28 protein-coding genes are annotated in these 25,709 nt (G+C 72.4%); 6 read left to right on the top strand and 22 right to left on the bottom strand.

Annotated elements, in window-relative coordinates; all coding sequences use genetic code 11:
• Positions 1-155 precede the first annotated feature (155 nt).
• Positions 156-1,811: a PHP domain-containing protein gene (locus AB0H21_RS27290; RefSeq protein WP_358521822.1), complete on the top strand. Its 1,656-nt coding sequence runs from the start codon at positions 156-158 to the stop codon at positions 1,809-1,811.
• Positions 1,808-2,380 (top strand): hypothetical protein, encoded by a 573-nt coding sequence (locus AB0H21_RS27295; protein WP_358521825.1) that lies wholly within the window; start codon positions 1,808-1,810, stop codon positions 2,378-2,380. The genes AB0H21_RS27290 and AB0H21_RS27295 overlap by 4 nt, the downstream gene beginning before the upstream one ends.
• An 85-nt stretch (positions 2,381-2,465) precedes the next feature.
• On the opposite strand, the gene AB0H21_RS27300 is transcribed toward AB0H21_RS27295, so the two are convergent.
• A complete protein-coding gene (locus AB0H21_RS27300) occupies positions 2,466-4,028 on the bottom strand; it encodes a DEAD/DEAH box helicase (protein WP_358521826.1) in 1,563 nt (520 codons plus the stop codon).
• A gap of 235 nt (positions 4,029-4,263) precedes the next feature.
• Between AB0H21_RS27300 and AB0H21_RS27305 the strand changes: the two genes are divergently transcribed.
• The gene (locus AB0H21_RS27305; RefSeq protein ID WP_358521829.1) at positions 4,264-4,626 is read left to right on the top strand and encodes a hypothetical protein; all 363 of its coding nucleotides are present in this window, start codon (positions 4,264-4,266) and stop codon (positions 4,624-4,626) included.
• Here AB0H21_RS27305 and AB0H21_RS27310 read toward each other — a convergent pair.
• The 10 genes from AB0H21_RS27310 to AB0H21_RS27355 all read right to left on the bottom strand — a co-directional run bounded on the left by AB0H21_RS27310 (position 4,616) and on the right by AB0H21_RS27355 (position 12,946).
• Positions 4,616-4,930, bottom strand: a complete 315-nt coding sequence (locus AB0H21_RS27310) for a metal-sulfur cluster assembly factor (RefSeq protein ID WP_358522035.1) — start codon at positions 4,928-4,930, stop codon at positions 4,616-4,618. The two genes, AB0H21_RS27305 and AB0H21_RS27310, sit on opposite strands and share 11 nt — an antisense overlap.
• Positions 4,931-5,057: 127 nt before the next feature.
• Entirely contained in the window at positions 5,058-5,495 is a 438-nt protein-coding gene (gene sufU, locus AB0H21_RS27315; protein ID WP_358521831.1) for a Fe-S cluster assembly sulfur transfer protein SufU, read from the bottom strand.
• A gap of 3 nt (positions 5,496-5,498) precedes the next feature.
• Positions 5,499-6,761, bottom strand: coding sequence for a cysteine desulfurase (locus tag AB0H21_RS27320; RefSeq protein ID WP_358521834.1), 1,263 nt, complete (start codon positions 6,759-6,761; stop codon positions 5,499-5,501).
• Positions 6,758-7,504, bottom strand: a complete 747-nt coding sequence (gene sufC, locus AB0H21_RS27325; RefSeq protein ID WP_358521836.1) for a Fe-S cluster assembly ATPase SufC — start codon at positions 7,502-7,504, stop codon at positions 6,758-6,760. Before sufC ends, AB0H21_RS27320 begins: the two co-directional genes overlap by 4 nt.
• A gap of 1 nt (position 7,505) precedes the next feature.
• A complete protein-coding gene (locus AB0H21_RS27330; protein WP_358521839.1) occupies positions 7,506-7,850 on the bottom strand; it encodes a non-heme iron oxygenase ferredoxin subunit in 345 nt (114 codons plus the stop codon).
• Complete coding sequence (gene sufD, locus AB0H21_RS27335; RefSeq protein ID WP_358521842.1) at positions 7,847-8,971, bottom strand: Fe-S cluster assembly protein SufD; 1,125 nt, start codon at positions 8,969-8,971, stop codon at positions 7,847-7,849. Before sufD ends, AB0H21_RS27330 begins: the two co-directional genes overlap by 4 nt.
• Before the next feature lie 2 nt (positions 8,972-8,973).
• Entirely contained in the window at positions 8,974-10,386 is a 1,413-nt protein-coding gene (gene sufB, locus AB0H21_RS27340) for a Fe-S cluster assembly protein SufB (protein ID WP_358521845.1), read from the bottom strand.
• Entirely contained in the window at positions 10,383-11,135 is a 753-nt protein-coding gene (locus AB0H21_RS27345) for a MarR family transcriptional regulator (RefSeq protein ID WP_358522038.1), read from the bottom strand. Before AB0H21_RS27345 ends, sufB begins: the two co-directional genes overlap by 4 nt.
• Positions 11,136-11,255: 120 nt before the next feature.
• On the bottom strand, positions 11,256-11,981 hold the full coding sequence (locus tag AB0H21_RS27350; RefSeq protein WP_358522041.1) for an ABC transporter permease: 726 nt from the start codon (positions 11,979-11,981) through the stop codon (positions 11,256-11,258).
• A gap of 50 nt (positions 11,982-12,031) precedes the next feature.
• On the bottom strand, positions 12,032-12,946 hold the full coding sequence (locus AB0H21_RS27355) for an ABC transporter ATP-binding protein (RefSeq protein WP_358521848.1): 915 nt from the start codon (positions 12,944-12,946) through the stop codon (positions 12,032-12,034).
• Between the two features lie 205 nt (positions 12,947-13,151).
• On the opposite strand from AB0H21_RS27355, the gene AB0H21_RS27360 reads away from it, so the two are divergent.
• The gene (locus tag AB0H21_RS27360) at positions 13,152-13,922 is read left to right on the top strand and encodes a VOC family protein (RefSeq protein ID WP_358521851.1); all 771 of its coding nucleotides are present in this window, start codon (positions 13,152-13,154) and stop codon (positions 13,920-13,922) included.
• Between the two features lie 135 nt (positions 13,923-14,057).
• Positions 14,058-14,969 (top strand): EamA family transporter, encoded by a 912-nt coding sequence (locus AB0H21_RS27365; RefSeq protein ID WP_358521853.1) that lies wholly within the window; start codon positions 14,058-14,060, stop codon positions 14,967-14,969.
• Between the two features lie 149 nt (positions 14,970-15,118).
• Here AB0H21_RS27365 and AB0H21_RS27370 read toward each other — a convergent pair whose 3' ends face one another.
• The 11 genes from AB0H21_RS27370 to AB0H21_RS27420 form a co-directional block, all read right to left on the bottom strand.
• Positions 15,119-15,817: a GntR family transcriptional regulator gene (locus tag AB0H21_RS27370; RefSeq protein WP_358521856.1), complete on the bottom strand. Its 699-nt coding sequence runs from the start codon at positions 15,815-15,817 to the stop codon at positions 15,119-15,121.
• 19 nt (positions 15,818-15,836) lie between these two features.
• Positions 15,837-16,097, bottom strand: a complete 261-nt coding sequence (locus AB0H21_RS27375; protein ID WP_358521858.1) for a proline racemase family protein — start codon at positions 16,095-16,097, stop codon at positions 15,837-15,839.
• 2 nt (positions 16,098-16,099) lie between these two features.
• Positions 16,100-16,813 (bottom strand): ABC transporter ATP-binding protein, encoded by a 714-nt coding sequence (locus AB0H21_RS27380; protein WP_358521860.1) that lies wholly within the window; start codon positions 16,811-16,813, stop codon positions 16,100-16,102.
• Positions 16,800-17,627, bottom strand: coding sequence for an ABC transporter ATP-binding protein (locus AB0H21_RS27385; protein ID WP_358521863.1), 828 nt, complete (start codon positions 17,625-17,627; stop codon positions 16,800-16,802). The genes AB0H21_RS27380 and AB0H21_RS27385 overlap by 14 nt, the downstream gene beginning before the upstream one ends.
• The gene (locus tag AB0H21_RS27390; protein ID WP_358521865.1) at positions 17,624-18,616 is read right to left on the bottom strand and encodes a branched-chain amino acid ABC transporter permease; all 993 of its coding nucleotides are present in this window, start codon (positions 18,614-18,616) and stop codon (positions 17,624-17,626) included. Before AB0H21_RS27390 ends, AB0H21_RS27385 begins: the two co-directional genes overlap by 4 nt.
• Entirely contained in the window at positions 18,613-19,506 is an 894-nt protein-coding gene (locus tag AB0H21_RS27395) for a branched-chain amino acid ABC transporter permease (RefSeq protein WP_358521867.1), read from the bottom strand. Before AB0H21_RS27395 ends, AB0H21_RS27390 begins: the two co-directional genes overlap by 4 nt.
• A 127-nt stretch (positions 19,507-19,633) precedes the next feature.
• Entirely contained in the window at positions 19,634-20,797 is a 1,164-nt protein-coding gene (locus AB0H21_RS27400; protein WP_358521870.1) for a branched-chain amino acid ABC transporter substrate-binding protein, read from the bottom strand.
• A 134-nt stretch (positions 20,798-20,931) separates the two neighbouring features.
• Positions 20,932-22,290 (bottom strand): aldehyde dehydrogenase family protein, encoded by a 1,359-nt coding sequence (locus tag AB0H21_RS27405; RefSeq protein WP_358521873.1) that lies wholly within the window; start codon positions 22,288-22,290, stop codon positions 20,932-20,934.
• A gap of 78 nt (positions 22,291-22,368) precedes the next feature.
• A complete protein-coding gene (locus AB0H21_RS27410) occupies positions 22,369-23,370 on the bottom strand; it encodes a proline racemase family protein (RefSeq protein WP_358521876.1) in 1,002 nt (333 codons plus the stop codon).
• On the bottom strand, positions 23,370-24,266 hold the full coding sequence (locus AB0H21_RS27415) for a dihydrodipicolinate synthase family protein (RefSeq protein ID WP_358521879.1): 897 nt from the start codon (positions 24,264-24,266) through the stop codon (positions 23,370-23,372). Before AB0H21_RS27415 ends, AB0H21_RS27410 begins: the two co-directional genes overlap by 1 nt.
• Positions 24,263-24,526 carry an FAD-dependent oxidoreductase gene (locus tag AB0H21_RS27420; RefSeq protein ID WP_358521882.1) on the bottom strand — a complete coding sequence of 88 codons (264 nt, stop codon included), beginning with the start codon at positions 24,524-24,526 and terminating at the stop codon, positions 24,263-24,265. Before AB0H21_RS27420 ends, AB0H21_RS27415 begins: the two co-directional genes overlap by 4 nt.
• 160 nt (positions 24,527-24,686) lie before the next feature.
• Between AB0H21_RS27420 and AB0H21_RS27425 the strand changes: the two genes are divergently transcribed.
• Entirely contained in the window at positions 24,687-25,709 is a 1,023-nt protein-coding gene (locus AB0H21_RS27425) for a COX15/CtaA family protein (protein ID WP_358521884.1), read from the top strand.

The raw sequence follows: 25,709 nt of genomic DNA on the forward strand, positions 1-25,709 counted from the left end.
CCGGTTAAGCGCCTTTTGCCATGGTTCCTCAGTAGCCGGACCAAGATCGATCCGGCGGGATGGAAAGGCAACACATGGGCCACGGGCACGATCACCCGCATGATCACTCTCACCCGCACACTCACGGCCACGGGGCCGGTCAGGACCAGGGCGACATGGCCCCGGTCGTCGACCTGACGATCCCGGACGCCGAGCTCTCCCCTTCCGAGCTCTCGCGGCGCCAGATGTTCCGCCGCGCCGGCCTGCTCGGCGCCGGCCTCACCGCCGCCGGCGTGCTCGGGACGCAGGGCCAGGCCGCCGCGTCGGTCTCCTCCGAGCGCCGCGCCCGCCACGGCGACGAGCCGCGCGACGGGTACCACTGGCTGGCGGGTGACCACCACATCCACACCCAGTACAGCAGCGACGCCCAGTACCGCGTCATCGACCAGGTCATCCACGCCAACGCGTACGGCCTGGACTGGATGGTCATCACCGACCACGGCAGCGTCGCGCACGCCAAGATCGGCGTCGAGAAGGTCAACCCCGACATCGTCGAGGCCCGCCGGGCCATCGACGACACCCTGGTCTTCCAGGGCCTGGAGTGGAACATCCCGGCCGCCGAGCACGGCACCGTCTTCGTGGCCCCCGGCCGCAACGAGGTCGCCACGCTGAAGGAGTTCGAGAACTCCTTCGACGGCACGGTCAAGGGCGCGAGCTCCAACACCCCGCAGAACGAGGCGCTCGCCATCGCGGGCCTGAACTTCCTGGCGGACGCGGTGAAGAGGCGCCGCGTCGACGACGCGCTGTTCCTCGCCAACCACCCCTCGCGCAAGGGCATCGACTCCCCGCACGAGGTCCGGGGCTGGCGTGACGCCCAGCCGGACATCGCCATCGGCATGGAGGGCGCGCCGGGCCACCAGGCCGCGGGCATCGCCAAGCCGAACGGCGGCGGCGCCGGCCGCGGCTACTACGACAACACCCCGAGCGCGGACTCCTTCCCCGGGTACCCGGCCGAGAGCTACAAGACCTTCGGCGGCTTCGACTGGATGACCTCGACGGTCGGCGGCCTGTGGGACAGCCTCCTCGCCGAGGGCAAGGGCTGGTGGATCACCGCCAACTCCGACTCCCACACCGTCTGGGGCGACACCAGCGTGCGCGGCCCGGGCAGCGACTTCAACGCCAACGGCCGGTACAACGACCCGGTCCACGGCGGCACCGCGCCCAACCTCACCAACGGCGACTTCTGGCCCGGCTACTACAGCCGGACGCACGTCGGCGCGCGCGGCTTCTCCTACCGCGCCGTCATGGACGGCCTGCGCCAGGGCCGCGTCTGGGTGGACCACGGTGGCCTGATCAGCGGCCTGGTCGTGCGGGTCCGCGAGGTCCGCGGCGGCGAGCGCGGCGTCACCCTCGGTGACACGCTGCAGGTCCGCAAGGGCGCCAAGGTCGAGGTCTCCATCGAGATCACGCTGGCGAACCAGCCCAACTGGGCGCAGTTCGTGCCGACCCTGGCCCGCGTGGACGTCATCCAGGGCGACGTGACCGGCCCCGTCTCCAACAAGGACGTCTTCACGACCCCGGCGACGAAGGTCGTCAAGTCCTACGAGGTCGGCAAGAACACCGGCACGGTCAGCTTCACCTACCAGCTCGGCGAGGTCGCCAAGCCGGTGTACGTGCGCCTGCGCGGCACCGACGGCAACCGCAGCGCCACGGGCCTGCTCGGCGCGTCCGTCGACCCGGCCGGTCCGGCGATCGACGTCTTCGGCGACGCCGACCCGTGGAAGGACCTGTGGTTCTACAGCAACCCGATCTGGATCGTGCCCCGCGGATGATCCTCGGACTGGACGCGGGCACGCGGACGGTTCCCGAGGCCGAGCACCTTCTCCATGACATGGTGGAGGCGCTCGGCCTCCCGGCGGGGACCATCGGCTGCACGCACTTCGTACGCACGGCGACGGGCCTGCCGCACGTCGCCCTCTCCCTGTCCCTCGCCGGCGACCCGGCGGACGGCGGCGTGGACCTCTCCGCGGTGCCCGAGAGCATCGGCGTGGCGCTCGGCGAGCGCCGGAACGGGCCCGGGGACCTGGCGGAGGGCGCGGCGCTGGCCGCCGCCGAGCACGCCGGCAGATCCGGCGGGCGTCTGGTGGTCTACCCCGGGCACGCGGAGCTGACCGGGACGCTGAGCGTTTCGGAGGTGCTGGCCCGCTCGGCGATCGATCAGGTCGCCGTGCTGGCACAGGCCGAGGAGCCGCCCTCCGACGCCCCGGTCGCGACCCAGGACTTCGTCCGGCCGCAGTGGCGGGACGGGCGGGCCGTCCTGCTGACGATGCCCGCCAGGGGCGGGCTGCTCATGCCCGCCGAGGTGCCGAACCCGACGCCCTGCTGCGCCGACCACTCCTGACGGCTTCCCCGGCCCACGACCGAGCCGCCCGGCGTTCCCGGGCGGCTCGTCGCGTTTCCGGCCGCTTCGGCGGCCCTTCGCGTCGTCAGCGGCCGGTTCTGCCGCCCGAGCGCTCCGCGGAGCCCTGGCGCCCGCCGCGCGGGCCCGAGCCGCGCGAACCGGGCGCGCCCCGGAACTCGCCGCGGCCCTCGGGACGGCGTTCCGGACGGCGCTCGCCGTCGAACCGGCGCTCGCGGCGGTCCGCCGGGCGCTCGCCCTCGCGGCGCTCTCCGTCCTCACGGCCCCGGTCGTGGAACCGGCGCGGACGCCGGTCGCCGCCCTGGCCGCCCTCGCGGCGCGGGCGCTGCTTGACGGCCGGAGCCGGCGGCTCCCACACCGGCACGGCGACGCCGCTCGGCTGCCGCGCGCCCGCCAGCTCGGCGAGCATGGGGTGGCCCGGGGTGGCCTTCAACCGCTGCGGCTCGACGCCGGCGCGCCGGGTCATCGACTCGGCCGATCGCCGCTCGCTCGGCAGCACGAGCGTCATGACGGTGCCGCGCTCGCCGGCCCGCGCCGTGCGGCCGCCGCGGTGCAGGTAGCTCTTGTGGTCCATCGGCGGGTCGACGTGCAGGACGAGGCTGACGTCGTCGACGTGGATGCCGCGGGCGGCGACGTCGGTGCACACCAGCACGCCGATCGCGCCCTCGCGGAACTCCGCCAGGATGCGCGTGCGCTGGTTCTGGCGCTTGCCTCCGTGCAGGCCGCCCGCGCGGACACCGACCCGGGCGAGCTGCTTCACCAGGCGGTCGACGCCGTGCTGGGTGCGCACGAACATGATCGTGCGGCCCTCGCGGCCGGCGATCTCGGCGGTGACCGCGAACTTGTCGTCCCGCGTGACCTGGAGCATGTGGTGCTCCATGGTGTCAACAGGCGAGGTGGCCGGGGCCAGCGAGTGGGTCACCGGATCGTCGAGGAACCGGCGGACGAGCTTGTCGACGTCGCCGTCGAGGGTGGCCGAGAACAGCAGGCGCTGGCCGTCGGCGGGAGTCTGCTTGAGCAGCGCGCTGACCACGGGGAAGAAGCCGAGGTCGCACATGTGGTCGGCCTCGTCGAGGACGGTGACCCGGACGTCGGCCAGCGAGCACTCGCCCTGCTGGACGAGGTCGGTGAGCCGCCCGGGCGTGGCGACGACGATCTCGACGCCGCGCCGCAGGGCCTCGATCTGCCGGCCCATGGACATGCCGCCGACGACGGTCTTCATGCGCAGCCCCAGCCCGCGGCCGAGGGGCTCCAGGGCGTCGGTCACCTGCATGGCCAGCTCGCGGGTGGGCACGAGGACGACGGCGAGGGGACGGCCGGGCGCGGCCTTGACGCCGGCGACGCGGGCCATCGTGGGCAGGCCGAAGGCCAGGGTCTTGCCCGAGCCCGTCTGGCCCCGGCCGAGCACGTGACGCCCGGACAGGATGTCGGGGATGGTCGCGCGCTGGATCGGGAACGGGCTGGTGATGCCCTGGCGCGCAAGCGCGGCGACCAGGGGCTTGGGCAGGCCGAGGAGGCTGAACTCCGGCGGGCCCGCGGGGGTGTCCGACACCGTCAGGGGAGACGCGTCCCCCTCCTGCCCTGCCCCGGCGGGGGCGTCGGCGGGCATGACGGCGTTGCTGATGGTCACGAGTGTCGTGCCTTTCGATCGAAGCGATGCGGCGCGTCACTTCTGCGAAAGGACGAGCCAGGGGGTGCACGGCGTGCTGCCGCGCTAGGGATCACGTGGTGCCTGCTGGGGCACTGAGCGGGTGTGTCGGTCACGACACACGAGCACCGCTCATCATCGTCGTCCCTCAGTCTACCGGACGCGCGGCGGACCGCGATCAGCATGCGCACGGGCGGCCTGTCCAGGGCCGCGGGCAATGCCATACGCCCTGCTGACCGTCTCGGCCGGCAGGCACGGCGCCGAAGCCGTGATCGCCTGGGCCGGCGAAGCCCTCTCCCGGCTCCCGGACACCTCCACGCGGCCTGACGCCCTCCCCCGGACGGAGCGCCCCGGTGACCGTACCGACGCCCTCCTCGCGGGCCACCGGGCCCTCGCGCGCCCGGCTCGGCTTCGCCGTTTTCACGGTGCCACCGCCGGCGGCGGCCGGCCCTTCGCCGCCCTGGACAGCCGCCGCGCCCGGGGCACGGTGGGGCGCCGGGGCCTGAAACGTCACGCGCACGACCCCGGCGGGTGGGACGGTACCCCGGCGGCGGCCGGGACGTTCGCCGTCAGACGTTGAAGCCGAGCATGCGCAGCTGCTCGCGCCCGTCGTCGGTGATCTTGTCCGGTCCCCACGGCGGAAGCCAGACCCAGTTGATCTTCACGTCCGAGACCATGCCGTCCAGGGCCGAGTGCGCCTGCTCCTCGATGACGTCGGTCAGCGGGCACGCCGCGCTGGTCAGCGTCATGTCGAGGGTGGCGACCGGCGCCGCGCCGGGCTCGCCCGGGTCCAGGTTCACCCCGTACACCAGGCCGAGGTCCACCACGTTGACGCCCAGCTCGGGGTCCACGACGTCCTTGAGAGCCTCCAGGACGTCCTCCATGCCTGTCTCACCGTCGAACCCGGCCGGGGTGCCGGTCGGGGTCTCCACGGGCTTGCTCACGCCGCCTCCTCGCCTCGCCGCGCCCCGGCCGGGGTGCGGCGGTAGTCTGCCCGGACTCGCCTGCCGCTCATGACGAACTCCTCACCACGGCGTCCTTGTAGGCCATCCAGGCGAGCAGGGCGCACTTGACCCTGGCCGGATACTTGGCCACACCCGCGAACGCCACGGCGTCCCCGAGGACGTCCTCGTCGGGCTCGACCTGGCCCCGGCCCTGCATGAGCCGGGTGAACTCGTCCACGACCGCGAGGCTGTCCTCGACGGTCGAGCCGGTGGCCAGCTCGTACAGCACCGACGCGGCGGCCTGGCTGATCGAACAGCCCTGCCCGTCGTAGGAGACGTCCTGGACCTTACCGCCGTCGCCGAGTTTCACCCGCATGGTGACCTCGTCGCCGCAGGTCGGGTTCACGTGGTGCACCTCGGCGTCGTACGGCTCGCGCAGGCCCCGCCCCTGCGGGTGCTTGTAGTGCTCCAGGATCAGCTCCTGGTACAGCGACTCGGCGATCATGTCTTATCCGAACACCTTCTGGACGTGGTGGAGCCCCCGGACCAGCGCGTCGATCTCGTCCGTGGTGTTGTACAGGTAGAAAGACGCCCGCGTGGTCGCCGGTATTCCGAAGCGCAGGTGCAGCGGCCGCGCGCAGTGGTGCCCGACGCGGACGGCGATGCCGAACCGGTCGTCGAGGATCTGCCCGACGTCGTGGGGGTGGATGCCGGGGATCGTGAACGACAGCGTGCCGCCGCGCTCCTCGGCCGTGGCCGGGCCGATGATCCGCAGGCCCGGGACCTCCGCCAGCGCCTCCAGGCCGTACACCGTGAGGTCGTGCTCGTGGCGGCGGATCTCCTCCATGCCGACGCCATTGAGGTACTCGACGGCGGCGCCGAGCCCGATCGCCTCGACGATGGGCGGGGTGCCGGCCTCGAACTTGTGCGGCACCGGGGCGTAGGTCGAGTGGTCCATCCAGACGGCCTCGATCATCTCGCCGCCACCGAGGAACGGGGGCATGGCCTCCAGCAGTTCCCGGCGGCCCCACAGCACGCCGATGCCCGACGGGCCGACCATCTTGTGGCCGGTGAAGGCGACGAAGTCGACGCCGAGCGCGGCGACGTCCACCGGGCGGTGGGGCACCGACTGGGAGGCGTCGAGCATCATCAGCGCGCCGACCCGGCGGGCCCGCGCCAGGACGTCGGCGACGGGGTTGACCGTGCCGAGGACGTTCGACTGGTGGACGATCGAGACGATCTTCGCGCGCTCGGTGACCAGCTCGTCCAGCCCGGACAGGTCCAGGCGGCCCTCGTCGGTGACGGGGAACCAGCGCAGCGTCGCTCCCGTGCGCTGCGCGAGAAGCTGCCAGGGCACGATGTTGGAGTGGTGCTCCATCTCGGAGATGACGATCTCGTCGCCCGGCCCGAGGCGGAAGCGCTCGTCGGTGCCCACGGGGTTGCCGAAGGCGTAGGCCACCAGGTTCAGCGCCTCGGAGGCGTTCTTGGTGAAGACGATCTCGTCACGGCTCGGCGCGTTGACGAAGGCCGCCACCGCGTCGCGGGCGCCCTCATAGGCCTCGGTCGACTCGCTGCCGAGAACGTGCAGGGCCCGCCCGACGTTGCTGTAGTGCTGCTCCAGGTGGTCGCGCATGGTGTTGATGACGTGCGCGGGCTTCTGGGAGGAGTTGCCCGAATCGAGGTAGACCAGGGGCCTGCCCCCGGGCAGCTCGCGGGAGAGGATCGGGAAGTCCTTCCGGATCCTCTCCACCTCGAACATGCTGTCGGTCATGCACTCGCCTTGGTGTAGCGCTCGTAGCCCTCGGCCTCGAGCTTGTCGGCCAGCTCCGGGCCGCCCTCCTCGACGATCCGCCCGCCCGCGAACACGTGGACGAAGTCCGGCTTCACGTAGCGCAGGATGCGGGTGTAGTGCGTGATCAGCAGCACGCCGGTCTCGCCCGCGGCCCGGAAGCGGTTGACGCCCTCGGACACCACGCGCAGCGCGTCGACGTCCAGACCGGAGTCGGTCTCGTCGAGCACGGCGATCTTCGGCTTGAGCAGTTCGAGCTGGAGGATCTCGTGGCGCTTCTTCTCACCGCCGGAGAAGCCCTCGTTGAGGTTGCGCTGGGCGAAGGAGGCGTCGATGGACAGGGCGTCCATGCCCTCCTTGAGCTCCTTGGTGAACAGGCGCAGCTTGGGCGCCTCGCCGCGCACGGCCGTGACGGCGCTGCGCAGGAAGTTCGACACCGAGACGCCCGGAACCTCGACGGGGTACTGCATCGCGAGGAACAGGCCGGCGCGGGCGCGCTCGTCCACCGACAGGGACAGGACGTCCTCGCCGTCGAGCGTGACCGTGCCGGAGGTGACGGTGTACTTCGGGTGACCCGCGATCGCGTAGGCGAGCGTCGACTTGCCCGAGCCGTTCGGCCCCATCAGGGCGTGGGTCTCGCCCGACCCGACGGTCAGGTCTACGCCGCGCAGGATCTCCTTGTCCGCCACGGCGACATGCAGGTCACGAATTTCCAGGGTGGACAACTTAGGACTCCTGATCTTGGGCTGGTTCGGTGTCGTCCGCGTCGATCGAGACGAGCACGTCGTCGCCTTCGAGCTTCACGCGGTACACGGCGACGGGACGGGTGGCGGGAGGTCCGGTCGGCTTGCCGGAGCGGAAGTCGAAACACGAGCCGTGCAGCCAGCATTCCAGCGTGTCGTCGTACACCTCGCCCTCGCTGAGCCGGACCTCGGCGTGCGAGCAGACGTCGTGCAGGGCGAAGACCTCGCCGTCCCTGCGGACCAGTGCCACAGGCAGCCCGCCGGCCTCGACCCCGACGACGCCGCCGTCCGGGATGTCGGAGAGGGTGCAGACCTTTTCGAAGGTCATCGCGCGAGCTCCGCCTCGACGGCCGAGAGTACGCGGTCGCGGACCTCCTCGACCTCGATCTTCTGGATGAGCTGGGCGAAGTACCCCCGCACGACGAGGCGGCGCGCCTCCTCGTAGGGGATGCCCCGGGCCTGCAGGTAGAAGGTGTGCTCGTCGTCCAGCCTGCCGGAGGCCGATGCGTGCCCCGCCCCCGCGACCTCGCCCGTGAGGATCTCCAGGTTGGGCACCGAGTCGGCGCGGGCGCCGTCGGTGAGGATGAGGTTGCGGTTGAGCTCGTAGGTGTCGGTGCCGGTGGCCTCGACGCGGATGATCACGTCGCCGATCCACACGGCGTGCGCCTCGTCGCCCTGCAGCGCGCCGCGGTAGTCGACCTTGCTGCGGCAGTCGGGCACGGTGTGGTCGACCAGCAGGCGGTGCTCGAGGTGCTGGCCGGCGTCCACGAAGTACAGGCCGCTCAGGTCGGCGTCGCCGCCGCGCCCGGTGTAGGAGACCGACGGGGACAGGCGCACCAGGTCTCCGCCGAGGGTGACGACGAAGCTCTTGAACGTGGCGTCCTTGCCGAGCTGGGCGTGGTGGTGCGAGACGTGCACCGCGTCGTCCGACCAGTCCTGGAGGCTGACGACCTTGAGCGAGGCGCCCTCGCCGACGACGAACTCGACGTTGTCGGCGTAGACGGCGCTGCCGCGGTGGTCGAGGATCAGCACGGCCTGCGCCAGCGGCTCGACCTGGACGACCAGGTGGCCGTAGGTCGCGCCGCCCGCGCCCTCGCCGCGGAGGTTCACCACGGTGGGCTCGGAGGTCACGGCCTCCTTGGGCACCGTGATGACGGTGGCCTTCTCGAACGAGGTGTACGCCTGCACGCTCACCCGGTCGGCCGGCACGTAGGCCTGTCCGACGCGGGGGTCGTCGCGGCCGACGGTCTCGACCGAGACCTCCGGGGACGGGTGCACCTCGACGACGACGCTGCCGGTGACCGGCGCGGTGCCGTCGTGCAGGCCGCGCAGGCGCGACAGCGGGGTGAACCGCCAGGACTCCTCACGCCCGGTCGGCACGGGGAAGTCGCCGATGTCGTAGGAGGACTTCCCGTGCAGGGTGGAGAGAGGCTTGGTGTCCAGGCCCATGGTCAGCCCACCGCCCCTTCCATCTGCAGCTCGATCAGGCGGTTGAGCTCCAGGGCGTACTCCATGGGCAGCTCGCGCGCGATCGGCTCGACGAAACCGCGGACGATCATCGCCATCGCCTCGTCCTCGTTGAGGCCGCGGCTCATCAGGTAGAAGAGCTGGTCCTCCGACACCTTGGAGACCGTGGCCTCGTGGCCCATCGAGACGTCGTCCTCGCGGACGTCGACGTAGGGGTAGGTGTCCGAGCGGCTGATCTGGTCGATGAGCAGGGCGTCGCACTTCACGGTGGAGGCCGAGCCCGCCGCGCCCTCCTCGATCTGGACGAGGCCGCGGTAGGACGTGCGCCCGCCGCCGCGCGCGACCGACTTGGAGACGATCGTCGAGGAGGTCTTCGGCGCGAGGTGCACCATCTTGGCGCCTGCGTCCTGGTGCTGGCCCTCGCCGGCGAAGGCGACGCTCAGGGTCTCGCCCTTGGCGTGCTCGCCCATGAGGTAGACGGCCGGGTACTTCATCGTGACCTTGGAGCCGATGTTGCCGTCGATCCACTCCATGGTGGCGCCCTCGTAGGCGACGGCGCGCTTGGTCACCAGGTTGTAGACGTTGTTCGACCAGTTCTGGATGGTCGTGTACCGGCAGCGGGCGTTCTTCTTCACGATGATCTCGACGACCGCGCTGTGCAGCGAGTCGGAGGAGTAGATCGGCGCCGTGCAGCCCTCGACGTAGTGGACGTACGAGCCCTCGTCGACGATGATCAGCGTGCGCTCGAACTGGCCCATGTTCTCGGTGTTGATCCGGAAGTAGGCCTGGAGCGGGATCTCGACCTGCACGTTCGGCGGCACGTAGATGAACGAGCCGCCCGACCACACCGCGCTGTTCAGCGAGGCGAACTTGTTGTCGCCCACCGGGATGACCGACCCGAAGTACTCCTTGAACAGCTCAGGGTGCTCCTTGAGGCCGGTGTCGGTGTCGAGGAAGATGACGCCCTTCTCCTCGAGGTCCTCGCGGATCTTGTGGTAGACCACCTCGGACTCGTACTGGGCGGCGACGCCGGCGATCAGGCGCTGCTTCTCCGCCTCGGGGATACCGAGCTTGTCGTAGGTGTTCTTGATGTCCGCGGGGAGCTCCTCCCAGGAAGCGGCCTGCTTCTCGGTGGAGCGGACGAAGTACTTGATGTTGTCGAAGTCGATGCCCGTGAGGTCGGAGCCCCAGCTCGGCAGAGGCTTCTTGCCGAACAGGCGGAGGCCCTTGAGGCGAAGGTCGAGCATCCACTCCGGCTCGTTCTTCAGCGCGGAGATATCACGCACGACCTCCTCGGACAGGCCACGGCGCGCGGTGGCACCGGCCACGTCGGGATCGGCCCAGCCGAACTTATAGTTCCCGAGGCCCTCAAGCTCCGGGCGGTCGGTGACAGTCACCTTCCGGTCTCCTTGCTCTTATCGATCGAGTTCCGCGAATTGCCGACGGTCGGGTCGGAGTCGTCACGCGTGCCCTGCGTGATGCGCTGGGACGCCAGCGCCCTCGGGCTGACGTGGGTCGTGCACACCCCGTCGCCGTGGGCGATCGTCGCCAGGCGCTGCACCGGCGTGCCGAGCAGATGCCCGAACGCCTCGGTCTCGGCCTCGCAGAGCTGCGGGAACTCCGCCGCCACGTGCGCGACCGGGCAGTGGTGCTGGCACAGTTGCTCGCCGCCGGACTTGGCCCTGCTGGCCGACGCGGCGTAGCCGTCGGCCGTCAGTGCCTCGGCCAGCACGCGCACCCGCTGGTCGGCGGGGACCTCGCGCATCAACGGCTCAAGGCGTCTGACCAGGCCACTGACCTGGGATCTGGCGAACTCGGCCACGGCCTCCTCGCCCATGCGCTCGGCCAGGAAGCGCAGCGCGCTGCCCGCGAGGCCGTCATAGGCGTGCTCGAAGGCGCTGCGGCCCGCGTCGGTGATGACGAACAGCTTCGCCGGCCTGCCCCGCCCCCGCTGCCCCCGTGGCCGTGCGGTGCGAGGCTCTATCAATCCCTCGGTGAGCAGCGCGTCCAGATGGCGGCGGACCGCCGCGGGCGTAAGCCCCAGCCGCTCGCCCAGCGCGGCGGCGTCGACGGGGCCGTGTTCCAGGATCAGCCGAGCGACGCGCGCGCGTGTACCGCGCTCGGCGCCCTTCTCGGCGTTCGTCATCCCGGCCACGTTTTTCACAACATCAGTGTGCCGTAATTCCTTCCCGAGGCACAACCCGAACGGCACGCTGGAGGAATGCAGTCCGTCACGCAGGTAAGGCTTACCTAACCTGGGGCTTCGTCACTCCCAGCGGAACGTGCGGGCGGCGAGGGTCAGCGTCACCGCGGCCCACGCGAGCAGGATCAGCAGCTCGCGCACCGGGAGCCCGGCGCCCTGGGCCAGGATCGACCGCAGGCCCCCGGTCAGGGCCGTGATGGGCAGCACCTCGGCCACCACGCGCAGCGCGTGCGGGAACGACGTCACCGGCACCACCACGCCGCCGAGCCCCAGCAGCACCAGGTAGACGAGGTTGGCCGCCGCCAGCGTCGCCTCGGCGCGCAGCGTGCCCGCCATGAGCAGCGCGAGCCCGCTGAACGCCGCCGTCCCGGCGAGGACCGTCACCAGCACCCAGGCGACCGCCCCCAGCGGGTCGCCGTGCGGCCGCCACCCGAGCGCGAGGGCCACGGCCGCGATGACGGCGAACTGCAGCACCTCGACGACGATCACGGCGAGGGTCTTGGCCAGCATCAGCCCCGCGCGCGACAGCGGCGTGGCGCCGAGGCGCTTGAGCACGCCGTACCGGCGCTCGAAGCCGGTGCCGATCGCCTGGCCGGTGAACGCCGTCGACATGATCGCCAGGGCGAGCACCCCGGGCGCGACGAAGTCGATGCGCCGTCCGGGCACCTCCAGCAGCGGCGCGGCCGAGAAGCCGACGAGCACGAGCAGCGGGATGATCAGGGTGAGCAGGAGCTGCTCGCCGTTGCGCAGCACCGCCCGCACCTCGGCCGCGGTCTGGGCCAGCACCATGCGGCGCAGCGGCGCGGCGCCCGGGCGCGGCGTGAAGTCCAGCGCGGTGGTCACCGGAGCTCCCTTCCGGTCAGTTCGAGGAAGACGTCCTCCAGGGTGCGCCGCTCGACGCTGAGGTCGTCGGCGGTGACGCCCTCGGCGGCGCACCACGCGGTGACCGTGCCGAGCAGCTCGGGGCCGACGTGCCCCTCGATGACGTAGTGGCCGCTCGGCGACTCCTTGGCGGCAGTACCGGCGGGCAGGGCGGTGAGCAGCTCGTCCAGATCCAGGCCCGACCTGGCGCGGAAGCGGAGCTGCCGCTCGGCGCCCGTCAGCGAGCGCGGGCTGCCCTCGGCGACCACGGTGCCCCGGTCGATGATGACGACCTTGTCGGCGAGCTTCTCGGCCTCGTCCATGTGGTGGGTGGTCAGCACCGTGGACACCCCGCGGGCGCGCAGCTCGCCGACCACGTCCCAGCAGGCGTGCCGGGCCTGCGGGTCGAGCCCGGCGGTCGGCTCGTCCAGGAAGACCAGCTCGGGCCGGCCGACGACGGCGGCGGCGAGCGACAGGCGCTGCTGCTGGCCGCCCGACAGGCGGCGGTAGGGGGTGCGGGCGTGCTCGGACAGCCCGAGCCGGTCGAGCAGGGCCCCGGGGTCGAGGGGATGGGCGTGGAAGCGGGCGACCAGCCGCAGCCACTCCCCCGCCCGGATGGCCGGGGGCACGCCGCCGGCCTGCAGCATCACGCCGATGCGGGGCTTGAGCGCGGCGGCGGCGCGCGCGGGGTCGAGGCCGAGCACGCGGACGGTGCCGCCGTCCGCCTTGCGGAACCCCTCGCAGATCTCGACCGTCGAGGTCTTCCCGGCGCCGTTCGGGCCGAGGATGGCCGTGACCGCGCCGCGCTCGGCGCTCAGCGTCAGGCCGTCGACGGCGAGAGTGCGGCCGTATCGCTTGACCAGGTCGGTGAGCGCGACGGCTGGGGAGTCCATGCTGACGAGTCTAGGGACCACCTGGGGCGGTCCCCGCGCCGGACCGCGCCGCCAGGGCCGCGTCACGGTAAAGGGAGGTAAAGCTTGCGGGCGCCTCGGGCCAAGGCGGCCGGTCGCCGCCCGCGGGGAGGGCGCGCCGTGTGACGCTGGCGCCGTGCCGTCCGCCAGACCGGGCGCGCGGCGTCCGCGGCAAGGGAGGTCCGCAATGCCGGCCCGTAGCGGTTACCAGCCCGGCGTGCCCTGCTGGGCGGATCTCTCGAGCCCCGACCCCCGCGCGTCGGCGGCCTTCTACGAGGAGATCTTCGGGTGGCGCGCCGGTTTCGATCCGGCCCCCGAGGCGGGCGGCTACGGGACGTTCCGGCAGGACGGCAAGCTCGTCGCGGGCGTCGGGCCCACGTCGGGCCCCGGCAGGCCCCCGGCCTGGAACACCTACATCGCCACCGGAGACGCCGAGTCGGTCGCCGACCGGGTCAAGGAGGCCGGGGGGCGGGTGTCCACCGGACCGGTCCAGGTCTTCGACGAGGGCACCATGGCCGTGTTCGAGGACCCGGCGGGGGCGGCCTTCATGGTCTGGGAGCCCGGGCGCCACTTCGGCGCGCAGCTCGTCGGCGAGCCGGTATCGACGTGCTGGGCCGCGCTGGACACGTGCGACCCCGAGGACGCCAAGGCGTTCTACCCGGAGGTGTTCGGCTGGGCGGCCCGGGGCGTCCCCGGCGGGGAGCGCACCGAGTGGCTGGTGGACGGCAGGCCGGTCGCGGGCATGACCCCGGCCAGCGGCGCGCTTCCGGGCGGAGCGCGGGCCCGCTGGCTGGTCCACTTCGCCGTCCGCGACTGCGACGCCGTCGTGGCCCTCGCCGCCGAGCGCGGCGCCACGGTGGTCGAGCGGCCCCGTGGCCTGCCGCAGGGGCGGTCGGCCGTGCTCGCCGACCCCTTCGGAGCCGCCTTCGCCGTCACGGCCCTCAAACCCGCGGAGTGACCCCGCGCGCGGGCGGTTGAGCGGCGTCTTGTATTCCTGGTAGGGCACTGAGGCGTGCCCTCGGGCGCGGTGTCCCCGCGGCCGGCCGGGCATTCCCCCGACCCCCGGCCGCATCCAGAACGCGAGTGGACCCCCATGACCGTGCCGACCCTGTCCATCTCCGACGGGCCGTTCTCGCGGGATCGCCCGCGGCCCGGCTCCCTCGCCCGTGCGGCGGCCGGAGCCGTGCCCCCGTCGGGGCTGGTGGTCCTGGCGATCCTGTCGGTGCAGATCGGCGCGGGCTTCGCCAAGGACCTGTTCGCCGAGCTCCCGCCGACCGCCGTGGTCTTCCTGCGCGTCGCCACCGGGGCGCTGATCCTGGGCGTCGTGGCCCGGCCGCGCCTGCGGGGGCTGACGCGGCGCGACCTGGCCGCCGGGGTGGCCTTCGGCGTCACCCTCGGGGTCATGAACATCACGTTCTACGAGGGCCTGGCCCGGCTGCCGATGGGCATCTGCGTGGCGATCGAGTTCCTCGGCCCGCTCGGCGTCGCCGTCGCGGCCTCCCGCCGCCGGACGGACCTGCTGTGGGTGGTGCTGGCGGCGCTCGGCATCGTCCTGCTGGCCCCGTGGAACGGCGGCAGCGGTCTCAGCTGGCTCGGCATCGGCTTCGCCGCGCTGGCGGGCGCGTGCTGGGCGGCGTACATCCTGCTGTCGGCGGCCGTGGGCAGGCGGTTCCCCGGGACGAGCGGGCTGTCCTTCGCCATGATCGTCGCGGTGGCGGTGACCGCGCCCGCCGGGATCGCGACCGGCGGCGCGGACCTGCTGCGTCCCGAGCTGTTGCTGCTGAGCGCGGGGGTCGGCCTGCTCTCGTCGGTCATCCCCTACAGCCTGGAGCTTGAGGCGCTGCGCCGGATGCCGAAGCGGGTCTTCGGCATCCTCATGAGCCTGGAGCCGGCGGCCGCCGCGCTGGTGGGCCTGTTCGTCCTCGGCGAGTTCCTGGACCTGCGCGAGTGGGCGGCGATCGGCTGCGTGGTCATCGCCTCGGTCGGGGCCACTCGCTCCTCCTGAGCGCGCCGGGAAACGCCTGGGAGGCACGAGCGGACGCCATGGGGCCGCCCGATCCCGGGGCGTGGCCGGGAGCGGCGGCCCGGTCTCACGCCTTGACCTCGCGCGGGCACCCGGTCTCGACCTCAGGTGATGAGAGGCGAGACGCCCGGTCACTCCGGACGGTCGGCCCAGATGCCCCGGACGTGCCGGATGTGGTGCTCGATCACGCGCCGGGCGGCCTCGCCGTCCCCGCGCACCAGGGCGTCCAGGATGTCCAGGTGCTCGCGGGCAGAGTTGACGAGCGTGCCGCGCTCCGACAGCCCCTTCAGGCCGTACAGCCGGGCGCGGTACCTCAGGTCGCGGGCGATCTCGACCAGGTGGGCGTTGCCCGCCAGCCGCAGCAGGTCGACGTGGAAGCGCAGGTCGGCGTTGACGTAGGCCAGCAGGTCGCCGGATTCGGCCGCCGCGACGATCTCCAGGGCCACCGGCCGCAACGCCTCGAACTCCTCCGCCCGCGAGGCGTCGGCCAGGCGGGCGACCGTCGGCACCTCCAGCAGCGCGCGGATCTCGGTGAGCTCGTCCAGCTCGCGCTCGGACAGCTCGGTGACCCGGAAGCCCTTGTTGCGCACGGCCTCGACGAGCCCCTCCTTGGCCAGGTCGAGCATGGCCTCGCGCACGGGCGTCGCCGAGACGCCGAACTGGGCGGCCAGCACCGGCGCCGAGTAGACGACGCCCGGGCGCATCTCCGCGGCGACCAGCGCGTCCCTCAGGGCCTGCGCGACCTGCTCGCGCAGGCTCTGGCGCCCGCTCATGGCCGGCAGGTGGAGCCGGCCCTCCTCGGTCATGGCCCGCTCGGCCCCGGTCGTCATCCCGGCATCCCCTTCCGGCTCATCTGCCCGTCCACGCGGCGTGGACGGCGTCCGCCACGACCAGATCCTCCCAGGCCATGCCGACACTCGTGAACAGCGCGAGCCCCGGCCCGGCGGCGACGGCCCCGCCCACCGGCTCGGCGAGACAGGCCGCGCGGGTCCTGCGCTCCAGGACCGTCCGGCCGGGGATGTCCGGCGCGCCCGCCGTGACGACGCGGAACGGCTCCCCGCCGGTGTGGTGGTCGACCGTCTCGATCGCGGCCTCGAACTCCGGTCCCATGGTCAGACCCCGCCCAGGTAGGCCTCGACGACCCGGGAGTCGCCGCGCAGCTCGGCCGCGGACCCGCCGAGCACGCACGCGCCGCTCTCGATCACGTACCCGCGATGCGCGATCCTCAGCGCGGCCTTGGCGTTCTGCTCGACCAGCAGGACCGACACCCCCTCCAGGTTGACCTCGCGGACCAGTTCCATGACCGACGCGACGACGAGCGGCGCCAGGCCCATGGACGGCTCGTCCAGGAGCAGCATCCGGGGGCCGGAGACCAGCGCGCGGCCGATGGCGAGCATCTGCTGCTCGCCGCCCGACAGCGTGCCGCCCTGCTGGGCGCGCCGCTCGGCGAGGCGCGGCAGCAGAGCGTAGACCCGGTCGACGCGCCGGCGGATCTCGGCCTTGTCCCGGACGAGATACCCGCCGATCAGCAGGTTCTCATGGACGGTCAGCGTGCTGAAAACGCGGCGTCCCTCAGGGACGTGCACCAGGCCCGCCCGGACGATGGCCTCGGGCCTGGCCCGGGTGAGGTCCCGGCCGTCGAACACGACCGCGCCGGTGCTCGGGCGCACCAGGCCGGAGATCGCCGAGAGCGTGGTGGTCTTGCCCGCGCCGTTGTTGCCGAGCAGCGCGACGATCTCGCCCTCCCCGACGGTCAGCGACATGCCGCGCAGGGCGTGCACGCCGCCGTAGTGGACGTCGAGTCCCTCGACCTCAAGCGCCGCCATCGCGGCCTCCCTGGTGTTCCTCCGAGGCGTCCCCGCCGTTCTCGCCGGCCTCGTCCTCGTCCTTGCCGAGGTAGGCCTCGATGACGGCGGGGTCGCGGCGGACGTCCTCGGGACGGCCGTCGGCGATCTCGCGGCCGAAGTTGAGCACGACCACCCGTTCGGACACCTCCATGACCAGCCCCATGTCGTGCTCGATGAGCACGGTGGCGATGCCGAGGCCGCGGACCCTGCGGATCAGGTCCGGCATCTCGGCCTTCTCGCCGTGGTTGAGCCCGGCGGCGGGCTCGTCGAGCAGCAGCAGCCCCGGCCTGCGGGCCAGCGCGCGGGCGATCTCCACCCGCCGCTGCTCGCCGTACGGCAGGGCGCGGGCCTGGCCGAAGCGGTCGCCGCGCAGGCCGACGAAGTCCAGCCAGTGGTGGGCCTGCTCGGTGCACTCGCGCTCGGTGCGCCGGTAACGCGGGGTGTGCAGCAGCGCGTCGAGGAAGTTCTGGCGCAGCCACAGGTGGGCCCCGGCGCGGACGTTGTCCAGGACGGACATCTCGCCGAACAGGCGCAGGTTCTGGAACGTCCGCGCCACGCCGAGCCCCGCGATCCTGGACGGGCGCATGCCGGTGACGTCCCTGCCGGACAGGGTGATCCGCCCGGCGGTGGGCTTGTAGAACCCGGTCACGCAGTTGAAGGCGGAGGTCTTGCCCGCGCCGTTGGGGCCGATCACCGAGACGATCTCGGCCTCTCCGACGGAGAAGCTCAGGCCGTCGATGGCCAGCAGGCCGCCGAACGACAGGCGCAGGTCCTGGACCGACAGCAGGGTCATGAGCCCGCCTCCCGGGAGCGGTGCGGCCACAGTCCCTGCGGGCGGACCAGCATGACGAGGATGAGCAGGACGCCGAAGGCGAAGAATCGATAGCCGGCGAAGTCGCGCAGCACCTCGGGCAGCAGGCTGATGACGATCGCGCCGATGACCACGCCCGGGGTCGAGCCCATGCCGCCCAGCACGACGGCCATGAGGACGAGCGCCGACTGCAGGAACGTGAAGCTGCCCGGCGAGATCGCCGAGAGTTGCGCGGCGAACAGCACGCCCGCCAGACCGCCCCAGACGGCGCCCGCGATGTAGGCGGCGAGCTTGACGCGGTAGGTGTGCACGCCCATGGCCTCGGCGGCGTCCTCGTCCTCGCGGACGAACCGCCAGGCCCGTCCGAGGCGGGAGCGGCCGAGCCGGGAGGCGCCGATGACGGCGACCGAGACGATCGCCACGACGAGGTAGTAGAAGACGACCGGGCCACCCGCCAGGCCGGGGATGCCGTAGATGCCCGAGGGACCGCCCGTGATGTCAAGGTTGTTGGCGGTGATACGGATGATCTCGCCGAAGCCGAGCGTCACGATGGCCAGGTAGTCGCTGCGCAGCCGCAGGGTTGGGGCGCCGACCACGATGCCCGCGACGACGGTGACGGCGATCACGGCGGGCACGGTGGCGAGCAGCGGGAGCCCGAGCCGGGTACTGAGCACGCCGCTGGTGTAGGCGCCGGCGGCGAAGAAGGCGACGTACCCGAGGTCGAGCAGGCCGCAGAAGCCGACGACGATGTTCAGCCCGGAGGCGAGCATCACGAAGATCGCCGCGCTGGTCATGACCGACAGCGCGTACGGCGTGGCGATGACGAACGGGGCCAGCACCGCGACGGCGAGCCCGGCGAGGCCCGCCCACCTGCTGTCGAACAGGCGCGTGGTCGCGCGGCCGAGCGCCGTCCCCTTGCGCGGCCGGACGGGGGTGGGCTTCTGATCGGGCTTCGGGGTGGGCGCGATCATACGCGCTCCGTCACGCGCTCGCCGAGCAGGCCGGTGGGCCGCACGGTCAGGAACAGGATCAGCACGCCGAAGGCGAACACGTCGCGCCACTCGCCGCCGAGCCAGTAGGTGCCGAACGACTCCAGCAGGCCGAGCAGCAGGCCGCCGAGCATGGTGCCGGTGATGTTGCCGATGCCGCCGATGACAGCCGAGGTGAACGCCTTGAGCCCGATGAGGAAGCCCATCAGGAAGTCGATCTTGCCGTAGTAGGCCCCGGCCATCACACCGGCCGCGCCCGCGAGCGCCGAGCCGAGGAAGAACGTCCGGGAGATGACCGCGTTGACGTTGATGCCCATGAGCGCGGCCGTGCGCGGGTCCAGGGCGATGGCCCGCATGGCGCGGCCCTCGCGGGTACGGATGACCAGCACGTTCAGTGCCGCCATGAGCACGACCGCGACGATGATCAGCGCGATCTGCTGGAGGGTGACGCGCGCGCCGAGCACTTCGACGGACGTGCCGCCGAGCCTGAGCGGGTAGACCCGCGGGTCGGCGCCGGCGGCGGCGCGCATGCCGTACTCCAGCGCGAACGAGGCGCCGACCGCCGTGATCAGCAGGGACAGCCGCGGCGCGCCGCGCAGCGGACGGTAGGCGACGCGCTCAAGGACGACACCGGACAGGCCGGTCACGCCCATCGTGACGACGAGGACGCCGAGCAGCACGGGCAGCGCCATGCCCGGCGAGACGCCGCCCACCGCTCCGAGGACCGCGAAGCCGGTGAAGGCGCCCAGCATGTAGATGTCGCCGTGGGCGAAGTTCAGCAGCTTCATGATCCCGTAGACCATGCTGTAGCCGAGCGCCACCAGCGCGTAGAAGGAGCCGACGAACACCCCGTTCCAGATCAGTTGTGCCATGTCGTGCCTCCTTCGAGGCCGCGGCGGCCGGGCGCGGTGTGTGCGCCGGCCGCCGGGGGGATCGCCGTGCGGATCAAGGGGTGGTCACCGCGGGGGGACGCCGCCATGCGGGGCCCGGCCGGCACGGTCACTTGAGCGCGTCCTGCAGGGCGAACCTGCCGGACTTCACGACCAGGATCTGGAAGCCGCCGGTGGACAGGGTGTGGTCGGCGGTGAACTTCAGCGGGCCGGAGAACATCTGGAAGCCGTCGATGGCCTCCAGCGCGGCGATCACCTTGGCGCCGTCGGTGGACCCGGCCTTGGAGACCGCCTCGGCGGCCAGCCGGACGCCGTCGTAGGCCTGGTTGGAGTACGGGCCGGGGTCGGCGTTGAACTTCTTCTTGTAGGCGGCGATCCAGCCCTCGGCGCCCTGCAGCGTCTCGGGGGTCTGGGTCATCGTGGCGTACACGCCCTCGGCGTCGCCCCCGGCGATCTCGGCGAGCTTCGGCGACACCGCGCCGTCGCCGACCATGATGCCGCCCTTGTACCCGGCCTGGCGGAGCTGGCGGATGATCAGGCCGCCCTCCTGGAAGTAGCCGGTCCAGTAGACGAAGTCGGGCTTCTTGGCCAGGATGTTGTGGATGTTCGCGCTGTAGTCGCTCTCCTTGGGCGTCACCGCCTCGAGGATGGCCGTCTCGGGGCCGCCGGCCTCGTCGAGCAGCTTCTGGGTGCGGACGGCGATGTCCTTGGAGTAACTGGTGTTGTCGTGCATCAGCGCGACGCTCTTGGCGCCCTGCTTGGTCATCCAGGCCATGGCCGCGGTCGCCTGCTGCGTGCCGGTGCCGTTGATCAGGAAGACGTGCTTGAGGTGCTGATCGACGAGTTCCTGCGAGTTCGCCGCAGGGATGATCATCGGGATGTTCGCCTTGCCGAAGACCGGCAGGGTTGGCAGCGTGGCGCCGGAGCAGTAGCCGCCGACGGAGATCTTGATCCCCTCGGTGACGAGCTTGTTGGCGCCCGCGACGGCGGTCTGCGCGTCGCAGGCGTCGTCGGCGATCTTGAGCTCCAGCTTGCGGCCGAGGACGCCGCCCTTGCCGTTGATCTCGTCCACGGCGAGCTGGGCGGCGTTCTGCATGTACGGGCCGATGGCGGCCTCGCTGCCGGACTGCGGGATCAGCATCCCGAGCGTGATGGGTCCCTCGTCTCCCCCGGAGTTCGAGCCGCCGTCCAGCAGTCCCTGCCCGCATCCGGCGGTCAGCAGGCTCGCGGCCGCCAGCATCGCCGCGATCATCGAAATACGCGATCTGCCCATCGTCTCTTCTCCTCGCGAAACAGCGCCGTCCCACACGGTGCGTGACATTGCACCTGCGGCGTATGTCCGCGTCAAGACGTCGATACCAGACCGTTAAGTGGCCGGTAAGGGCGGCCGCGAACCCGTGACCCGGGTCAGTCGCCCGCGGGCGCGAGGGCGACCGTGCGGGTCGAGGTGTAGAACTCCTGGGCGGCCTTGCCCTGCTCGCGGGGCCCGTAGCTGGAGTCCTTCTCGCCGCCGAACGGCAGGTAGAAGTCCACGCCCGAGGTCGGGCTGTTGACCTTCACCAGGCCGGTGTCCAGCCGCGCCGAGACCTCCAGTGCGCGGTCCAGGTCGCGGGTGTAGACGGCGGAGACCAGCCCGTAGCGCACGCCGTTGGCCAGCGCCACGGCCTCGTCCACCGACCCCGCGTCCTGCACCAGGCAGATCGGGCCGAACACCTCGTCGCACGCCAGGACGTGCCCGTCCGGGACGCCGTCCACCAGGGTGGGGGCGGCGAACCATCCGGCGCGGTCCAGCGCGGCGCCGCCGGTCAGCGCCCGCCCGCCGACGGCGGCGGCGACGACGCGGTCGCGGGCGGTCTCGTCGATCAGCGGTCCGACGGCGGTGCCGGGGTCGGACGGGTCGCCCACGCCGAGCTTGGCGACGGCGGCGACCAGCGCCTCGCGCACCTCGGCGGCGTTGCCGACCGTGATGACCCGCTTGGTCGCGGTGCACTTCTGGCCGGCGTACCCGAACGCGGCGGCGGCGATCTGCGCGGCAGCCGCCTCCAGGTTGGCGTCGTCCAGGACGATGCTGGCGTTCTGACCGCCCATCTCGGCCTGGACGGCGGCGCCCCGGCGCACGGAGGCCACGCTGACCTCCCGGCCCACGGCCGCCGACCCGGTGAAGGAGACGACGTCGGCCGCGTCCACGAGCGCCGCGCCCTCCTCGGGGCCGCCGGGGACGACCTGGAACAGGTCCTCGGGCAGGCCGAGCAGTTCGGCCAGGCGCAGGGCGCCGGCCAGGGCGTGCGGGGCGGGCTTGAGGACGACGGCGTTGCCGAAGGCCAGCGCCGGGGCCGCCTTCCACAGCGGGATGGCCAGGGGGAAGTTCCAAGGCGTGATCAGGCCCGCCACGCCGCGCGGGCGCCTGCGCGTGTAGGCGAGCCCGGCGCCGGAGGGCTCGTGCACCGCGCCCACCGGGTCGAACACCTGCTGGGCGTAGTAGCGCAGGATCGCCGCCGACCGCGCGACCTCGCCCCTGGCCTCGGCGACCGGCTTGCCGACCTCCCGGACCACCAGATCGGCGAGCTCGCCGGCCGCGCCCGCCACGGCCTCGGCCGCGGAGGTCAGCGCGGCGGCGCGCTCGGCGGCGTTCGCCCCGGCCCACCGCGCCTGCGCGGCCCGTGCCCGCCGCACGGCTCCGGCCACGCCGTCCGCGCCGGCCAGGGGCGCGCTCGCCACCAGGTCGGCGGGGTTCTGCGGCGAACGGCTTTCGACAACATCCATCATGGACCCTCTTCCCTATCCATTGTCCCGCTACATGGAGCCATAGTCCATGTCATGGACCATGGTGCAGTCGCTCAGGTATCACAGCAGAAAGCCCTCCGGGAAGGGATCCGAGGGGTCCAGGAAATGCTGGGCCGTCCCCGTCAGCCACGCCCGGCCCGTGATCGCCGGGACGACGGCGGGCACCCCCGCCACCTCGGTCTCCTCCAGCAGCCGCCCGGTGAACCGCGTGCCGATGAACGACTCGTTGACGAAGTCCTCGCCCAGGGCCAGCTCGCCGCGCGCGTGCAGTTGCGCCATGCGCGCGCTGGTCCCCGTCCCGCACGGCGACCGGTCGAACCAGCCCGGATAGATCGCCATGGCGTGCCGCGACAGCCGCGCGTCCGACCCCGGCGCGACGAACTGCACGTGGTGGCAGCCCCGGATGCCCGGGTCCAGCGGGTGGACCGGCTCGTCCGCCTCGTTGATCGCCGCCGAGATCGCCAGTCCCGCGTCCAGGATGTCCCGGCCCCTGGCCCGCTCGAACGGCAGCCCCACCGACTCGATCGGCAGGATCGCGTAGAAGTTGCCGCCGTAGGCCAGGTCGTAGACGACCTCCCCGAACCCGGGCACCTTGACCGTGCGTCCGAGCCCCGCGCTGAACGACGGCACGTTGCGGATCGTCACCGCCGCCGCCACGCCGTCCTCCACCCGCACCGACGCGACCACCAGACCGGCCGGGGTGTCCAGGCGGACGGTGGTGACCGGCTCGACGACCTCCACCATGCCCGTCTCCACCAGGACGGTCGCGACGCCGATCGTGCCGTGGCCGCACATCGGCAGGCAGCCGGACACCTCGATGTACAGCACACCGAAGTCGGCGTCGGGACGGGTGGGCGGCTGCAGGATGGCGCCGCTCATCGCCGAGTGGCCGTGCGGCTCGAACATCAGCAGCTTGCGGACGTGGTCGAGGTTCGCCAGGAAGTACTCCCGGCGCTCGGCCATGCTCGCGCCGGGGATCACCCCCACTCCCCCGGTCACCACGCGCGTCGGCATGCCCTCGGTGTGCGAGTCGACGACGTGGTAGATCTTCCTGGTCCTCATCACCTCAGCCCTCCGGCCAGCGCCTTCTCGGTGGCGACGCGGACCGAGGCCTCCTGCTCGGCGGTCAGCGGAACGCGCGGCGGGCGGCACGGGCCGCCGTACCGGCCGGCGATGTCCATCGACAGCTTGATGGCCTGGACGAACTCGACCTTGGCGTCCCAGCGCAGCAGCGGGTGCAGCGTCCGGTACAGCGGCAGCGCCGTCGTCAGGTCCCCCTCGAGCGCCGCCCGGTACAGCGCCACGCAGGACGCGGGCAGCGCGTTCGGGAACCCGGCGACCCAGCCGACCGCCCCGGCGATGCCCAGCTCCAGCACCACGTCGTCCGAGCCGATCAGCACGTCCAGGCCGGGGGCCAGCTCCGCGATCTCGTACGCGCGGCGCACGTCGCCGGTGAACTCCTTGACGCCCACGATCAGGCCCTCGGCGTGCAGCTCCGCCAGCAGCGACGGGACCAGGTCCACCTTGGTGTCGATGGGGTTGTTGTAGGCGACGATCGGCACGCCCGCCTTGGCGACCTCCCGGTAGTGCCCGAGCACCGCGCGCTCATCGGCGCGGTAGGCGTTCGGCGGGAGCAGCATGACCGCCTGGCAGCCCGCCTCCCCCGCCTGCTCGGTCCAGCGGCGCGCCTCGGCCGCGCCGTACGCCGCCACGCCCGGCATCACGCGGTCGCCTCCGATGGCCGCGACGGCCGTCTCGACGACGCGGGCGCGCTCCTCGGGGGTGAGCGTCTGGTACTCGCCCAGCGAACCGTTGGGCACCACGCCGTCGCATCCCTGCTCGACCAGATGGCGGCAGTGCTCGGCGTAGCGGTCCTCGTCGACGCTCAGGTCCTCGCGCAACGGCAGCGCCGTCGCCACCATCACGCCGCGCCAGGGCTTCTCACGGGTCGTCGTCATCGGGGGTCCTCTCCTCCAGAGTGTCCGTTGGGCCGATCGCTGTGCCGGACATATCGGCTTTGCCCGGAATGCTGTGCTTCCTCCCCGGGGGCACCGGGCGGCCGTCCACCGTGATCTCGAACGCGGTCTCGGCCCGGGGACGCCGGTCGCCGGGACGCCTCAAAGGCAGGCCATGCCCCGTCCAGGCACCGCGGCCGGGCGGCGTGATACGCGCACGCCGCTCCGACGACCCCAGCGCCGACCACAACGACGTCCGCCATCCCCACCTCATCGCCCACCGTCGCAATGAATCAGTAATATGTCACATATCCATTCCTCGTTCAATCCCCTGCCCCGCCCGCGCGGGCGGAGGACGTGCCATGGGTTCAGCCAACGCATCCGCAATCAGGGGCACTCCCCCTGGCACCTACGATGTGTGCCGTGACCGCAGCAGACCAGTTCTCCAGTAACGCCGGGCGCGGCCTCCCCGACCGGGTCCGGGGCCGGGCCCTGGAGCTGTTCCACTCCGCCTGGTCGCCCACGGCCGCCTCGATGCGACGGTGGGCGCTGGCGAGCGTGGTGGCGAACGCGGGCATCACCGTCACCGGCGCCGCCGTCCGGCTGACCGGATCCGGCCTCGGCTGCCCGAGCTGGCCGCGGTGCACGCCGGGCAGCTTCGTCCCCGCGCCGCACGACGCCCACGCGCCGGTCAACATGGCCATCGAGTTCGGCAACCGCCTGCTGTCGTTCCTGGTTCTCGCGGTCGCGGCGGGCTGTGTGGTGGCGGCCCTCCGGCTGGTCCCCCGCCGCCGGTCCCTGACGTGGCTGGCGCTGATCCAGCCCGCCGGGGTGGCCCTCCAGGCGGTGTGGGGCGGCGTGGTGGTCCGCTCGGCGCTCAACCCGGTGACGGTCAGCGTCCATTTCCTGGTGTCCGTCGGCATGATCGCGGGCGCGTTCGCGCTGTACGCCCGTTCCGGCGAGGGGGACGCGCCCGCGCGCCGCCTCGTCCACCGCGACATCCGCACGCTCGGGTTCGTGCTGGTCACGGCGGTTTTCGTGCTGCTGGTCGCGGGCGTCGTCGTGACGGGCACCGGGCCGCACTCCGGGGACGAGGCCGCCTCGCGGTTCGACTTCGACATCGAGGCCATGGCACGCCTGCACTCCGACGTCGTCTGGGTGGTGCTCGGCCTGACCTTCGCGCTGCTGTTCGCGCTGCACGTCACCGACTCCCCTGGCCGGGCCCGGCGCGGCGCTCTGGTGCTGCTCGGCGTCGAGCTGGCGCAGGGTGTGATCGGCTACGTGCAGTACTTCCTCGCCGTGCCCGCGTTCCTGGTCGGCCTGCACGTGCTCGGGTCGACGTTGGTCTGGATCGCCACCCTGCGCGTGGTGTACCTCATGCGCGCGCGCGGCCCGCTCGACTCCCTCGCTCCCGGCGCGAACGAAGTGGACGCGGTCGGCGTCTAA

The organism is Sphaerisporangium sp. NPDC051011 (assembly GCF_040653595.1).
In the GTDB taxonomy this organism is placed as follows: Bacteria; Actinomycetota; Actinomycetes; order Streptosporangiales; family Streptosporangiaceae; genus Sphaerisporangium.